9 protein-coding genes and 2 pseudogenes are annotated in these 12,366 nt (G+C 68.3%); 5 read left to right on the top strand and 6 right to left on the bottom strand.

Translation table 11 applies throughout. The features are described from left to right. Nucleotides 1-1,517 precede the first annotated feature (1,517 nt). Both ACWGR4_RS40770 and ACWGR4_RS40765 read left to right on the top strand, forming a co-directional pair. Nucleotides 1,518-1,781, top strand: coding sequence for a ribosome-inactivating family protein (locus ACWGR4_RS40770; protein ID WP_452131390.1), 264 nt, complete (start codon nucleotides 1,518-1,520; stop codon nucleotides 1,779-1,781). Nucleotides 1,782-1,957: 176 nt separating this feature from the next. Then, nucleotides 1,958-2,848 (top strand): hypothetical protein, encoded by an 891-nt coding sequence (locus ACWGR4_RS40765; RefSeq protein ID WP_452131389.1) that lies wholly within the window; start codon nucleotides 1,958-1,960, stop codon nucleotides 2,846-2,848. A 103-nt stretch (nucleotides 2,849-2,951) separates the two neighbouring features. On the opposite strand, the pseudogene ACWGR4_RS40760 reads toward ACWGR4_RS40765, so the two are convergent. Beyond that, nucleotides 2,952-3,847, bottom strand: a pseudogene (locus tag ACWGR4_RS40760) (RNA polymerase sigma-70 factor). 448 nt (nucleotides 3,848-4,295) lie between these two features. On the opposite strand from ACWGR4_RS40760, the gene ACWGR4_RS40755 reads away from it, so the two are divergent. Continuing rightward, nucleotides 4,296-5,365, top strand: a protein-coding gene (locus ACWGR4_RS40755; protein ID WP_452131388.1) for an IS630 family transposase whose coding sequence is annotated in 2 segments (ribosomal slippage) — nucleotides 4,296-4,742 and nucleotides 4,745-5,365 — 1,068 coding nt in all. Because the reading frame shifts where the segments join, the coding sequence is not laid out codon by codon here. A gap of 32 nt (nucleotides 5,366-5,397) precedes the next feature. Here the strand turns inward: ACWGR4_RS40755 and ACWGR4_RS40750 are convergent. The 4 genes from ACWGR4_RS40750 to ACWGR4_RS40735 form a co-directional block, all read right to left on the bottom strand. Next, on the bottom strand, nucleotides 5,398-6,249 hold the full coding sequence (locus ACWGR4_RS40750; protein ID WP_452134313.1) for an alpha-ketoglutarate-dependent dioxygenase AlkB: 852 nt from the start codon (nucleotides 6,247-6,249) through the stop codon (nucleotides 5,398-5,400). 92 nt (nucleotides 6,250-6,341) lie between these two features. Continuing rightward, nucleotides 6,342-6,590: a hypothetical protein gene (locus tag ACWGR4_RS40745; protein ID WP_452133619.1), complete on the bottom strand. Its 249-nt coding sequence runs from the start codon at nucleotides 6,588-6,590 to the stop codon at nucleotides 6,342-6,344. Nucleotides 6,591-7,548: 958 nt separating this feature from the next. Further along, on the bottom strand, nucleotides 7,549-7,683 hold the full coding sequence (locus ACWGR4_RS40740; RefSeq protein ID WP_452133618.1) for a hypothetical protein: 135 nt from the start codon (nucleotides 7,681-7,683) through the stop codon (nucleotides 7,549-7,551). After that, nucleotides 7,680-8,543, bottom strand: coding sequence for a TnsA-like heteromeric transposase endonuclease subunit (locus ACWGR4_RS40735; RefSeq protein WP_452133617.1), 864 nt, complete (start codon nucleotides 8,541-8,543; stop codon nucleotides 7,680-7,682). Before ACWGR4_RS40735 ends, ACWGR4_RS40740 begins: the two co-directional genes overlap by 4 nt. Nucleotides 8,544-8,902: 359 nt before the next feature. Between ACWGR4_RS40735 and ACWGR4_RS40730 the strand changes: the two genes are divergently transcribed. Further along, nucleotides 8,903-9,262, top strand: coding sequence for a hypothetical protein (locus tag ACWGR4_RS40730; RefSeq protein ID WP_452133616.1), 360 nt, complete (start codon nucleotides 8,903-8,905; stop codon nucleotides 9,260-9,262). Nucleotides 9,263-10,520: 1,258 nt separating this feature from the next. After that, nucleotides 10,521-10,870: pseudogene (locus tag ACWGR4_RS40725) on the top strand (DUF6193 family natural product biosynthesis protein). Here the strand turns inward: ACWGR4_RS40725 and ACWGR4_RS40720 are convergent. Continuing rightward, nucleotides 10,757-12,103: a response regulator transcription factor gene (locus tag ACWGR4_RS40720; protein ID WP_452133615.1), complete on the bottom strand. Its 1,347-nt coding sequence runs from the start codon at nucleotides 12,101-12,103 to the stop codon at nucleotides 10,757-10,759. The pseudogene ACWGR4_RS40725 and the gene ACWGR4_RS40720 overlap by 114 nt on opposite strands. Nucleotides 12,104-12,366: the final 263 nt, after the last annotated feature.

Here is a 12,366-nt window from a genome sequence, read left to right as displayed (position 1 = left end):
GCGAGTGGAGCCACAGCCGCTACGTGCGTCACGTTGCCGATGCCACAGTCGGGGAGTGCCCACCAGCGAGCCGACCAACACGTGATCGAGGGCGGCCGTCGAGATCGGCGTCCGGCGCCATGTCGAACCCGCCGTGCGCGTTGGCCCGTTCCGTCCCGGCCCCCTCACCGTCCATCGGAACCTTCCTCGCGGTCGGCCTCACACGAGGTCGCGAATATGAAAGCGGCCCGCGGTGGCCCCGGCCGGACGCGGGGAAGGCGCCGACCGCACAGGTGGTCGACGCCTTCCCGTTGCCGGACTCCGGGGGGGGGCACAGCCCGCGCAACACGCCACGAGGCGAATGTGTGGACCCCGCGAAAAGGGCACTGACCCACCCTGCCGGCAACCCCGCCCGCCGCAGGCCCGGTTCACTCGAACGAGACGCACCCATCCCGCACACCGACCCCGGCCGACCCCGGCCCGACCCGGACCGGACCGCACGCACATGCGCCGGCGCACGGAATCCCCGACGAGAACACCCCACGCCCGGCCGAACGGACCCCGGCCCGCCACCCGCGATGGACCGTCGACGTCGACACCCCGAAACACGGCGGCAACGCCCGCCACACCATGCAGCGAAATGACCAACTCACCACGTAGGACCCGGCCTTGGCACGACGGCCGAAGGGCGGCACGCACCTCTGGCCGACCGATTCGGGATCCGGATCTCTGTCGGGCGGACCGGGCAGTGCCGGGGACAGTGCGCTCACCGGGGTCGTTTCCCGCACCCTCAGGGCCGACCCCGGCCCGGCCGGGCCGCCACCCACCACGACGTCTTCGGGGCTCATCGATGGCCCGCACGGCACCCGAGGGCCGCACGGCCGGACGCCGCATTTCTCCGGCGCTCGCCTCGCCTGTCACAAGTAGACGGCCTGCACGGTCACTTGGATGAAACCGGCACGCGGACCGTCGTCTCGCCGATCGGAGGAGAGTTCGAGTTCGTCCCCGAGAACCGCGGTTACGACTGGCAGACGAATGACGCGACCAACACGTCCCCGCGCTCGCCGGCCGCCCTTCCCCGTCGACTGGAGCATGGATCAAGCAGTGATGACATCGAAAACTCGGCGGCGCCGTTACTCGCGCCGCGCGGTCGCGCTTTGCCTGGGTGCCCTGGCGCTTTCGCTGAGCGTCCCCGTACCGTCCGCCGGCGCGGACACTCCGGACCACACGACCCGATATGTCGTTCTGACACCGGACGACGAACTCCCGGACACATACCACACAGACCGGTACCAGACAGCCGTCACGGAATTACGGACGGCAGCCGGGCACGTCTACCGGGGTGATGTCTACGAAACCATGGGGAAAGCGAGTACGGCGGGCCTCGTCGCTCTTCAGTTGAACTCCGCTCACGGCGACCCCCTGTGTTGGCTATAGGTGAACCCGCAGAACCTGTACACGGCAGGGTTTCGAGCGAGGAATGGCAAATCCTACGTCTTCTCGGACACCCCCGGGTATGTGGCGGACGAAGTGAATTCATGGCGGCATTCTCCGAAGCCGCTCGCTTTCCCCACTACCGCGACGAGTTCTCCGCAGCCCTGGACGGCAGCAGCAACCATCAGTATCTCGACGACGAGGCTCTGCGACTGAGGTCGTCCTGGCAGGACATATCGAACTTCGCCCACGCCGTCACCGAAAACCCGACCACCTCCCCGCGCTACATACCGGGACTCGGTACAACGCTGCACGACTGGCAGGACGTATGCACGCACGTCAGGAGCATCAAGGGCAAAGACGGCTAGGCGTCCACGGTCCCGCGTCGGCGCAGCGGGGGAGAAGAAGACCTCGGCCGCACGCCACCGCCTTCCGTCCGCGTGCGTTACCGGCCCGGAAATCAAATTCGATCAGATTCGGAGTCCGCAGAGTAATGGTGTCAAGAATCCGCAGAAGTAAAATCGTCTCCCGTGCACTCGTATGCGTGGTGGTCTCTCTCGCCATCCTCCTCGGGGGTACCGTCCAGCCGTCTTCCGCAGATGTCCGCCCCGGCACCGTGTCGTGGATTACCACCCATATCATCACACTGCAAAGTACCGGCCAAGACGGCAGGCAGATATATTACGACACGATAGATGAGATCCGTCGCGTAGCGGGTCATCCCGTCGCCGGATCACTGCGAGAAACTCAGACCTACAACGGCGGATTGATCACACTCGACATCCGCAACGTGGCGAACCAGCGCGTAGGAGTTCTGCTCATCAATCCCCACTCGCTTTACATCGCAGGCTTCATGGCACGGGACAACGTCGTCTATTATTTCCTGGACGCGAATCCGGTCGCCATCTCGGAGATGCGCAACTTCGCTTCGAGCATCGGCGGCCGCGCGGTGGAGGCAGCGATAACCGGTTCGTACGCCGACTGGAACCGTGAGATCGAACTGACCGGCGGCAGTCCCCAGGAGGCATACGACGCCTCGGATTTCCTTCACGAGGCAGGCCGCCTCTACGACATCATCCCCTACGAACAGAACCCCCGTTTTCGCAGGATCGTCGCGGATGCCATGAACGCCCTGTCCGCCGCCTATAGCGAAGGCGTACGTTACACGAGCTGGCGCGACCGGGCGGGTAACGCCATGGCCCTGCCGTTCGACGGCAACGAAGCCCGGATCTACACTCCGCAGACTCGGGAACTCCAGACAAGTACGGTGTCCTTCTCCCACTACCTGTACGAATGGCGGGAGATTCTGCGGAACAGCAATCCCGACTACGTTTTGCCGAGGCCGTTCCGTTTCGGCCCGCAGAACGGGACGGTCGAAACCCGCCGAGAGATCGAGAGGTACGCCCGACTCTACGTCTCGGACATCACGAAATAGCGGCGGCAGCCCATGACGGTCCGTCGAGGCTTGCGTGTGGCGGACCGTCTCGGCCTCCTCGGGCCGGGTACGTCCCGGCCTTCGCCAGTGCGGCGAAGGGTGTTCAATCGCCCGGCGATGCCATGAACGGCGACAGTTTGGCCGGGCTCATCATCCACATGATCCGGTCGATCCCCTCGACCGACACATCGACGGAAAGGAGGGCCACAACCTTCCCGCCGGACGAGACCACGACGGCGGGACGCGCGTTCGCCTCGACCCACCGCACCTTCGTTCCGGGCCAGAACCGGGGAGCGAAGGCCGCGAGGTACTTGGAGACGTGCGGGCGCCCGACGACCGGGATCCGCGACGCGCCACGCATGCCCGCGCCGTCGGTGTAGCTGACGACATCCGCCGCGAGCACATTCTCCAGTGCCGCCGGATCACCCTTCCGAGCGGCGGCGAGAAACACCTCCAGAAAGCGGCGGTGTTCGGTCGTGCCAACGCGTTCCCGGCGCTCGGCGGCCAGGTGTCTGCGCCCGCGACTCACCAGTTGACGGGTGTTGGCCTCACTCGTCTCCAGGATGTCCGCGATCCGCGCGTAGGGGTAGTCGAAGGCTTCGCGCAGGACATAGGCGGCCCGCTCCATCGGGTTCAGCTTTTCCAACAAGAAAAGAACGGCCAGTTCGAGGGTGTCGGCTCGTTCGGCACCGACCTGCGGATCCGCGCTGGTGTCGATCGGCTCGGGAAGCCACGGCCGACGTAGGACTCCCGCCGCATCCTGGCCGACTGGGCCAGGTTGATGGCCAGACGGGTGGTGACCGTGGTCAGGAAGGCCGTCGGCGCCACGATGCGCGTGCGGTCCGCGTTCTGCCAACGCAGCCACGCCTCTTGGACGACGTCCTCCGCTTCCACTGCGCTTCCGAGCAACCGGTAAGCAACGCCGAAGAGTTGCGGGCGCGCCGCGAGAAAGTTCCGCGCCGCCTGGTCGAGAGAATCGGTGTCGGCCCCGGCGTGCATGGTCGTCCCCTTCCACTTCGGCGTCGCCATGCTACAAGCCGGTCCGGAACCGTGCTTCCGGGAGCTCACGCGCCGAATACCGGGCGATGACGCGCTGCCGCGGTGAACACCATCGACGCCGACCATGTCGAACACCCCGTGGCCCTCGACATCGTCGAAGCCGGTCCGCCGCACCGACTCGGCGGCGTGCCGGAACCGCGCCACGATTCCGGGTGGTTCGTCGCATCGCAGCGCATGGGGAGTGACGAAGTCCCCCGGTCCGGCGTAGCCGACCCCTCGGCCTTGAGGAGCCATCGCCGCGAGGGCGACGGGGCCGCACCGCCCCGGAGGCTCGGGTGGCAGCCGCGGCCGCAGCGCTGTAGCCGCGCGAAGACACGGCCGGATCCGCTTACTGATGTTTTCGTCGTGATGTCGTGGACGGTTGAGATCCCTGCGCTACGCCGTGGGTATGCGGTATGGGCAGGGTGGTGGGTTGACTCCCAAGCCACGCGCGGCTCGGGAGCGCTTGCGATCGGACGCCGCCGAGCGGTTCGAGCACGGTGAGTCCAACGCGGTGATCGCGTCGGAGTTACGGGTGGTGCGTCGGTCGGTGGAGCGGTGGCGTCGGGCTTGGCGCGAGGCGGGTGTGGAGGGTCTGCCGTCCGCCGGCCCCGTGTCGCTCCTTAAACTGGACCCGTCGCAAGTGGCGGCACCGGAAAGGGAGTTGGACATGGGCCCGAGGGCCCATGGTTGGGAGGATCAGCGCTGGACCCTGATGCGGGTCAAGGCCGTGATCCGACGCAGCTTCGGGGTGACGTACTCGATCCACGGGGTGTGGGACCTGTTGCGTCGGGCGGGCTGGTCGTGGCAGCAGCCGGCCCGACGGGCGGTGGAGCGTGACGAGGACGCGGTGCGGGGTTGGGTGCGGGAGACGTGGCCGTCGGTGGAAGCACCGCGGCGGCGCTCGACGCGTGGATCGTCTTCGAGGACGAGGCCGGGATGTCGATGACGTCGCCGCACGCGCGCACGTGGGGACGACGCGGGGTCACTCCGGTGGTGCGGGTGTGCGGGGGCTCCCGCGGTCGGGTCTCGATCGCCGCACCGACCTGCTACAAGCCGGGTGAACGCTCCCGTTTGATCTACCGATACCGCGTGCACACGCGCCGGAAGGGGGAACAGAGGAGTTTCACGTGGACGGACTACCGCGATCTGGCGGTACGGGCCCACCTGCAGTTGGGAGGCCCGATCGTTCTGGTCTGGGACAATCCGAACACCCATCTCGCGTCCGGATTAAGGGAGTACGCCGCCGACCACGACTGGTTGACGATCCGGCAGTTGCCGAGCTACGCCCCGGACCTGAACCCGGTGGAGGGCATCCGGTCCCTGGTCCGTCGCGGCTTCACCGGGAACGTCGCGTTCACCGACGCCGACCACCTGGTCCGCACGATCAGACAGGGCCTCCGCCACATCCAACGACACCCCCACCTCATCGACGGATGCCTTGCCGAAACCGGACTCGTCATCCGACCCAGGAAATGAACATCCCACCAAGCGACATCACGACGAAAACCTCAGTAGCTCGTCGGCCGCGTCGTTGCCTGGCGGAAGGTGAGACTGACGCGGGGGCCGGCCGCGGGTTCCCGGGGGACGGCGTGGGTCCAGCCGCGTTGGGTCACGGCGGTCATGAGCAGCACCGAGCCGTGCACGAGGGCGAGTTCGTGGCGGTGGTTGCGGTCGAGGCTGCGGAAGGCGAGGCGGCGCGTCGCGCCGAGGGAGACGATCGCGATTGCGCTGCCGGGGCTGAGGCCGTCGTAGGAGTCCCGGTGGAAGCCCATGGTGTTGTCGCCGGTCTCGTACAGGTTCGCCAGGCAGTTGTCGAAGGGATGACCGGCGTGTGAGCCGGCGCGGGTGCCGATCGCGGCGATCCGCGGGGGCATGGGTGCGACATCGTGACGGCGCCCGGAGTAGTCGTACGGCACGCCGAAGCAGGCGGTCCGGCGTGCCCGCATGTCTTCGTCCCAGGTGACCTCGGCCAGGACACGGGCAAGGTCGGTATCGGGATCGGCGAGCGCGTCCGGGTGGTAGCGGATGTCGAGAGGCGGGGGAGGGGATGGCGGTGGCATCGATTCTCCAGGGGACCGACGGGCCGCGTCGTGCAGTGGCCGGTCGTCATCGCTTGCGTTGTTCGATGCGACGAGTATCCCGTGGTCCGGGCCGGTCAGGGTCGCTCTTGCGAGGACGTCGAAGAGGCGATCCGCGCGTGGCTTCAGTGCGGGTTGGTCGCCGAGCCGGGCGAGCATGGCCACCGGCGCGAACAGGTCGTCGCCGTCGAGGTCGCCGCGCGCGGTGCCCGCCGCCTGGGCGCGGGTGGGGGATGGGCCGATCCGGTGCGGCCGGCCCGGCGACGGGGGACGCGGGACCACCGCGCCGGGACCACTACGCCGGGCCCGAGGACCGGGGCCGGCCCGAGGTGGCGCGGGGGTGGCCGGCTCGGGCGGGCCGGGGCGTGGTTGGGTCAGCCGCGGACGAAGAACCCGTCGAAGTCGCCGCCCACGCAGATCGTGCCGGTGGGCGACAGAGGGCTGTCCTCGACCTGCCCCCCGCCCACGCCGCACCACTCCCCGCCGATGAAGCCGCTCGGGGCGCCGGCGGATGCCGTCGACGCCCGCGGCACGGTGGTGCCGGCCGCGGCGGCCCGGCCGACGCCGCCGAGCAGCGCGGCGACCACGAGAGTGGCCACGGTGGTGAGGGTGCGGATCTTCACGGGAGACTCCGATCGTGCGGGGCCGAGGGGACGACGGGCACGATCCCCCACCACACGCGCGCCCACACCCCGCCTACGCCGACCCCACCCCTATACCACCCGGTTGGCTCTTTGGTGTGGGGCCGGCCAACGCGATCGCCCACGCCTGCTCCCGCGTGCGCTTCGGCCGCGGCCCGTCCGGCACCGGCACCGCCGCCGCCCCGGCCCCGGCCGCCGCGGTCTCCATCATTCCGGGCGGAGTCGGCCCAAGCGCCACCAGCCGCTCGCGCCGCGCCGCGTTGAGCCCGTCCCACCCGGACCGCTGCCGGGCCACCCGCCGCCCGATCCACGTCCCGCGTCGGACGACGTCCGGGCCCACGTCGTCCGGCCGGCCGCCCACGCCCCGCCCGGCCTGCTCACCCCGCCCGGCCCGCTCGGTCGGGTGGTCGGCTGTGTGGGTCAGGTGTCGTTGCCAGGCGACCGGCCAGTGCGCCGGGTGCCATTCCTCGCCGTCGATCAGGGCGTCCAGCGCCGCGCTGCGCCCGGCGGACGGCTCGCCGTGCGGTTCTGGGCGCGGCGGTTCGCGAGCCGGTTCCCGATGGGGTGGCCGTCGAACACGGCATCGTTCGGCGCGGCCAACGTCCCGTGGAGGCGCGCGTAGGGTCGGGAGGCCCAGGGGCCTCGGGGTGTGGCTGTGCGTCGTCGGCTGCCGGTGTGGCCGCCACGATCCCCGGGTGCCACGAACGGGAGGCCGCCCGCCCATGCCGGGGGTGTCTCGGCGGTCGACCACCCGCCTTCGACAAGGAGATCCACCGCGACCGTGGCGTGGTCGAGCGATGCCTCGCCCACATCGAACAGTTCGTCGCCGGGACCGCGGTCAGGTCACGCAGGCTCTTGGTCTGCCGCCCGCGATCCGCCCCCTCGGCATCGGTCCGCGAGGAGACATGGCAGTCGGGGTGGTGGGCCAGGAAACGGAAGGTCACGCACTGCCGGCTCCCATCCAGTCCACCAGGTGGACCCGTCCCGCGTGCGGCTCGCCCCGCTCCACGCGCCACTGGGCGCCGTCCAGCACCAGCTCGGCACCCACCGACACGTCCATCGGCGCCCCGGTCATGCCCTCACCTCGCCCGAGGTAATCACGGACCCGTCGCCCAGCGGCTCGTGCAGGTTCGTCCCCAGCCGCCGATGCCACAGCAGATGCAGAAGCTGAGCCCGGGCCACCGGCTCGAAGGCACTGGACGCCGCCAACTCGCCGAACGTCCGGGCACCCAGGCCGACTTGTTCGAGCAGGCCCGGCTCCACCCCCAGCGGGTCCTTCTTCGGGCGCCGCTGCGAGGAGAACCACTCCAAGGTGACCATCACGTGCGGCAGCCACCCGGCCGCGACCGCGAATCCCCAACCGTATGCCCTCGCCATCTCGGCGGCAGCCGCGAAGGACTCCCGGTCCGTGGCCTTGATCAGCGCCGCCGGCCGGACGTCGATCAACCACACCCCCGACCGGGTCCGCACCAGGTAGTCCGGGGTGTGGTCACGCTCCCCGGCAGCACAGGTGAAACTGATCCGCAGAGGCTGCGAGACGATCTCCGTGACCTGCGCGTCGAAGTCCAGGGCCAGCAGCAGCTTGGACTCCTCCAAGCTTTCCGAGCCGTGTAGGCGACCCGTACTGACCATGTACGGCAGACCGGGGCGGTGGCGCTGGGCCCGTCGCCAGGTGAACCTACGCATCGGCTCCAGCCCAGCCAGGGTTCCCTGCAGCACCCGGCCGAGCGGGGACGAGACTTCCTCGCCGTCGACCCGCCACGTCACCGACCACCGTTCCTGCCAGCCCTCGCCCAGTTCCAGGCCGCCGCGACCGGACGCGAGCTCCACAGGGATGAGCAAGTCCACCCACGAGCAGCGATGCGACCACAACACGTCACTGCTACCCGTCACGGGGACGGGCTCGTAACTGGAGAGCGACTCAGAGAGCTCCATCCCACCAGGGAACCAACCCGCCGCCCGGCATCACGGCCGAAGCCCAATCTTGGTGACAACAAGCGCGAAAAGAGCGCACTAGTGACAGGTGGAACGACCAAACGGTGACAACTACAACAGCCAGAACCGTCCAATGATCCAGGTCGGCTGCCGCTCTAAGTGACAACTATCTCGACCAATCACACTCGTCTCAACTCGATTGTCGGATTCTCACCGCATCTCATAGCGAGTTGGCCGATTCTCATGTATCTGGTCGTTCTGGTGATGTCCCGTCTCGGATGATCCGGTCCGATTTGGTCATGGCTTCCGAAGATCCGGTCGGTCGCGCTGCTGTCGGTAGGGGATGGCAGGTTGGGTCAATGAGTTACGACCTTGCAGTGTGGGAGGGCGAGCGGCCGGCGGACAACGCCGCTGCGGCCAAGTGCTTTGCCGATCTGTACGACCGGTACATGGACACGGAGGAGCCCGTGGTTCCCCCGGTGGATCGCATCACGGCCTTCGTCGCCGCGCTGTTGGAACGGTGGCCGGATCCCACGGAGATCGACGACGATGACTCGCCCTGGTCGGCGGGACCGCTGATCGGCGCTGCCTGCGGCCCGCTGATCTACCTCCCCATGAGTTGGAGCAGGGCCGAGGAGGCATCCGCCTACGCGGCGGAGGTTGCCGCGTCGCTGGGTCTCAACTGCTTCGACCCGCAGGCACGGCAACTCCGGCCCTGACAACGGCGCGGGAGCGATCAAACTTCGACAGGCGGCCGGCCTGGCGGGCGCCCCCGGGTCCGGTGCCGGCTCGAAACACGGCCGACCCGATCATCCATGAACGTAAGACGAACGAGAGGCCCGTCGATCTCCGGATCCACCCCGTGACGGAGTCCGGCTTCGGCGCTCGAGCGTTCCACCTGGCGACCGCAGCCGAACCGGCGAGCCGTTTCGCGCGGCGATACAGCATCCTCGGCACCCACGAATCGCTCTACCGCCACTTCCGCAAAAGCCATGTCGTTCGTGAACAGCGGAACTCGTGTTCTCGAACGACATGGCACCGCCCAGGTCGTAGGCGTCTCAATCGCCATCTACATTGCGACAGGACAGCTGTCGAGCACCGTCCCGGCTCGGTGAATCCGGTTCCCCGCTCGACTGGTCTGTTTCGTCGTGCACAGTCGTATCGTGTCTTCCGGTAGGCGGGACCCGAGCGCGGTCGACGTACTCCGGGCAGTGGTTCGACGTCACAATGGGGCCGTGAGCTCAGTTTGTTCTTTGTCTGATCCGGTCGCGCTCGATGATGCTCTCAGGGCGCGGGAACAGCAGACTCATGCCCCACGGCCTTCGTCGAGTTCAGGTGCGTCCTTGGTCGGAGCACATGGTCAGACGAAGGCCGTGTCCACGTCCGGCGAACTCCCGGATGAGTGAACTCGTTCGAGAAGCGCGCGTGATCGTGACACCATGGGCCGCGTGACGACGAACCGAAAGGTCCATGCCGCGTAGACGGCCGAGGGACGTCCGGACCAGCCTCCCCCTGCACCGGACACAGGCTTCGCGACCCGCGATCGACGGTGTCTCCTCGCGGGCACTCTCCGAGGCAGCCCGCCTCGAACGCAGCCGGAACTACCTGCAGCCAGGGGATGTCACCGTCGCTGTGCGCCTGTGGCGGGACCACGTTCGCCGCTCCAGGCGGCAGCAGTGGCACGACTACGAGCGCGGCGACGTGCACTGGTACTGCTGCGGCAACCCCTTCGAGGCGCGCGCCCTCCTCGACACAGTGATGAACGCGATGTCACCTCGGGGCGCCAGCGAACTCCGGAAGATCATCAACAGGCTTGATGCCGCCTACGGCATCCCTATGCCGCCGCATGACGGCGAAGGGGCATAAAGCACAAGCTCAGACGATTCTCCCCGTGCGGAGAGCACTCTTCTCCCGCCGAGGCCCGTTCTTCCCGACGCGGCCGGAGCTTACGAGCGCGGGTCGGCAGCCGCGGTCGAAGTGGAGTGGCAGCGGCTGATCCTGAGTTGGCAGTGGAAGCGCGAGCGCCACGAGATCTTCCATCCGGCACAGCCGTGGCCGGGCATCGTCCCACTCCTCGAAGCGGCTCTCGCGGAACCCGGTCTGCGACAGCTCTTTCCTTTCACCAGCCACCACACCCTTACCCGTATGGCCTGCGCGTGCCATGCGTCGACCCCTTGTCCGATGGGCGGTTCCGCGTCCGGCGGCCGCGCAGGTCAACCGTGATCGGGTACGCCGACACCCCCGAGGAAGCCGTTGCTCTGGTCACCGCCCATTTCCCGGTCGCATTCGAACCCGCCGGGAGCCGAGCCGATTGCCATGGGCGGTGACATCGGAAGTGTGCCGCCCGCACGGCCCATGCGAGCCAGGCCCCAGAGTGCGTCACCCGGATGCTCTCTCGCGTTGGTTGAGGATTTCGAGAATGTGGCCGGCGTGCCCGTGCCCGACGCGGGGGGTGTCCGGTGCGGATGCGGGCCGAGGGGTGGACGGGGGCGGTAGACATAGCCGATGCCGCGCGCCGAGACGATCGCGTCGCCGCCCAACGGGGTGTCGTCGAGCTTGCGCCGCAGCCGCGAGATCGCGAACTTCCCCCGGCCGGTGGCCCGACCGTCCCGGTCGTTCCAGGCTGTGGTCAGCAGCCTCCCGAACGGCTCTACGACGCCCGCGTTGCGCACCAGCACATTCAGCAAGCGAAACTCGGTGGCGGTCAGTTTCAGCGGCTTGCCGAGGACATGGGCCTCCAAACCGAGGGAGTTCAGCCGCAACAGCCCGTCCTCGTGGACGGCTTCCTGATTCTCGGTGCCTCCCCGCCTGCGCAGCACATTTGCTATGCGGGCCAGAAACTCACCGAGACGGAACGGCTTGACGATGTAGTCGTCGGCGCCCGCTGCCAGTCCCATCACCAAGGCTTGATCCGCATCCATCGCGGTCAGAAAGATCACCGGCACGTCACTGACGCTGCGCAGACGCCGCAATACCTCAATACCGTTCATTCCCGGCATCATGATGTCGAGCAGCACCAGATCCGGACGCTGCGCGTATGCCTCGCGAAGACCAGTCGCTCCGTCGTTCGCGTGGCTGACCAGATAGTTGCCGCGTTGACACAGAAGGAGTTCCAACATCTCGACGAGATTCCTGTCGTCATCGATCACGAGGATGTGGGAGCGCCGATCCGGATCCCCCGTCGCAGGAGGGGGCGCGGGGCCGGTGTTCCGCGGGGCCGGTGGTCGGGATTCCAGCCGGACCGTCCTGACCTCACGGGCACTCACTCCCTGGCCGATCAGGAAGTCCATCGTCGCGCTGTGGCACGGGCCGCAGAACCGGGTCTCCCGGCGGTTGAGCGTGACGGCGAAGCGCGCTTCCCGGGCACAGGGGTGTCCGGCGACATCGGCCGCGCACAAGCCCGCAGGCGCAGTGGCACCGCTGGCGTGTTCGGCCCGGTGGCGAGCCCGACGGGCGGCCGATCGGCAGGTGGCGGAACAGTAGCGTCGGGGCCGCCCCACGTCGGCGGCTGCGGGCAGCGCCACGCCGCACACCTGGCAGCAATCCACGGTGGTGCTCACGTGTGGCCGCACCGGCCTCAAGCACCGTGTCGAGCAGCTCACCCGGGAGCACCGACTGGTGCAGGAGCGGCTTGAGGGCGCGCGCTCGAACCTGCGGTTCGCCGACAAGCGTGTCGCCGATCTTGAGATCCAGCTACTGGAACAGCAGCAGGCCGCTCGCGTCGCCGTCGTGACTGGTAGGGGCGTGACACCGTCCTCTCCTGAGCGCTAGACCTCCGAGACCTGATGACACCGCGGGGCAGGGGTAGGCCGCCCCTCTGGTT

Source organism: Embleya sp. NPDC055664 (assembly GCF_053618075.1).
Note: the sequence above shows the minus strand (reverse complement) of the source record. Positions and strands in the feature narration are given on the sequence as shown.

Excerpts from the sequence above, each read along its gene's own strand:
- ACWGR4_RS40730 (WP_452133616.1), top strand. The coding sequence starts at position 8,903 with ATGAGTTACGACCTTGCAGTGTGGGAGGGCGAGCGGCCGGCGGACAAC.
- ACWGR4_RS40735 (WP_452133617.1), bottom strand. The coding sequence starts at position 8,543 with ATGGAGCTCTCTGAGTCGCTCTCCAGTTACGAGCCCGTCCCCGTGACG.
- ACWGR4_RS40740 (WP_452133618.1), bottom strand. The coding sequence starts at position 7,683 with ATGACCGGGGCGCCGATGGACGTGTCGGTGGGTGCCGAGCTGGTGCTG.
- ACWGR4_RS40770 (WP_452131390.1), top strand. The coding sequence starts at position 1,518 with ATGGCGGCATTCTCCGAAGCCGCTCGCTTTCCCCACTACCGCGACGAG.